The 1,850-nt window shown below is 49.3% G+C and carries 1 protein-coding gene; it reads right to left on the reverse strand.

From position 1 onward, the window contains the following. Positions 1-231 precede the first annotated feature (231 nt). Positions 232-1,850: DDE-type integrase/transposase/recombinase (locus tag C8D82_RS20420; RefSeq protein ID WP_133245328.1), on the reverse strand; the 1,619-nt coding region annotated here is incomplete at its 5' end.

Consider the following 1,850-nt stretch of genomic DNA (forward strand, 5'->3'; position numbering starts at 1 on the left):
GGTAGTGTCAAAAGTAATATGAAAAAATGAAAGTTTTGTTTTTGCGGCGGGTAATACATCCGAACCCGTCCGCGTTCAAGCGAAAATCCGGCATAACCGGTTGCGTTTTACGCTCCTTTTTATTCCGTTTTTCGTTTGACAGCTCCCGGAACCGGATGTGGGGACGTAAATGTCCCGGAAAAACAAATTGGATTTGTTTTTCCAGTGTTGTTTGAAAATCGGATTTCAGAATTATGCTGCGGCCATAGCCAGCAAGGTTTCCCACTGCTTTGGATAACGCTCAATGCCTTGCAATGGTTCCCGGATCAGCGGTGAATGCTTCAATCCTCCATGCGGCCTGAGGTAGTTGTAATATGCTACAAATAAAGTGGTCAGGCAAGTTGCGCCTTCCATGCTTTTCATTCCGGCCCTTGGCCGGGTATGGAATTTGTAAGTGCGATTGAGGCGTTCGACCAACTGTTTGTAAGGGCGGAATTCCTTGCTGATTTCGTCGAGGTTTTCCAGGCCGATGACTTTCGGTCCGGTCAAAACCGGAGCCTCCAAGCCTTGGTTATATGCCAGCAATGCCGAATCGTACGACGGAAGCCCATCCCGAACCAGGATAAATTGTTTGCCTTGATTGGTTTCCGGCTTGCCGTAAGCATCGTGCAACGTCGCCAGTGCCGGAACGGTTCCGCGCGTATCGGAAAGGTTGTAGCCGCAGATGGCTCTGGACGCCGCATCGATGATGAACCAAGTGTAATGCCATTCGTTTTCGACAATAAGGTAGGTTTCATCGGCGGCGGCTATGGGGCCGGGTTTCGGTAAATCGGCATCGAGAAACGGAGCGATCCGAGCGGCGGCGGCATTGACGTAGTTGATGACGGTCTGATGGGAAAGCTTGATTCCAAACAGTCCCCAAAGCAGATCGCGGGTCAGTCGGGACGACACTCCGGCGTTGACGAAAAAGGTCAGCACTAGGCCGACGACATGATGGGAGTTGTGAATGCTCCGCAAATCGACGTTGGTTGAGGACTCCGGACGGCGGCAGAGCAAATCCTCCGGTTTCAGGTAATATTCGCGATATTGATAATGGAGCTTGTAGTTCGGATCGAACTTTTGCGCTTGTCGTTTGACGCGTTCCTCACCGGTCAATCGGTTTTCTTGAGTAAGATAATGCGGACACTTGTAGCTGAAGCACTTGTAAATGGTTTCATGGGCGCTTTGCTTCCAGACGGAGAGCGCCGAGCCGCAATGCGGACAAAAATATTTGGCGCCGCTTCTTTGCCGGATGCGTCCGGTAGTTCCAAGATGATTGCAGATTTTGCAACGGACTTGATTGCCTTTTTGGCCATCATTGAGGTAAAGGAAGTCGGCGGGAGCATTGCAGCGTTCGCACCGGCAATGCTCCGGAACGCTGAAGCCGCCGCGACGCCGAACCGGCTTTAGCAATTTGCCGGTTTGTTTTTCGATTGCATCTTTGAGTTCGCGCCAGTCGACTTGGGCGCGAGAGGGAGGCGCTGAAAGTGGCGGGGGGAGATCAACAAGAAATTTGCGATAATTTTCTGTTTTAGGTTCCGGTTTAAATTCAAATCCGGACCGTGTCCCGGAAAGTATTTCAAGAAAGAGCGGAACGATGGAAGCAAATTCATCGCAAGTGAGTTGCCGGCAAAGCCATTTCGCGAGCTTATCGAGAGAGTTTTTCAAGAGGACCTCCTTGTTGGAAGTTTTAGCCAAAATAACATGCCACAAGAAAGGCCTCTTGAACCTTTTGAAATCCGAAAAAAGAGAGGAAATTACTGAATTTGTAGTTTCCTCATTGAAATAGAAGTATTTAACATTGTCATAAAATGAAAATTTTTGACAAAAGC

Origin of the sequence: Victivallis vadensis (genome assembly GCF_003096415.1) — a bacterium.
GTDB lineage: Bacteria > Verrucomicrobiota > Lentisphaeria > Victivallales > Victivallaceae > Victivallis > Victivallis vadensis.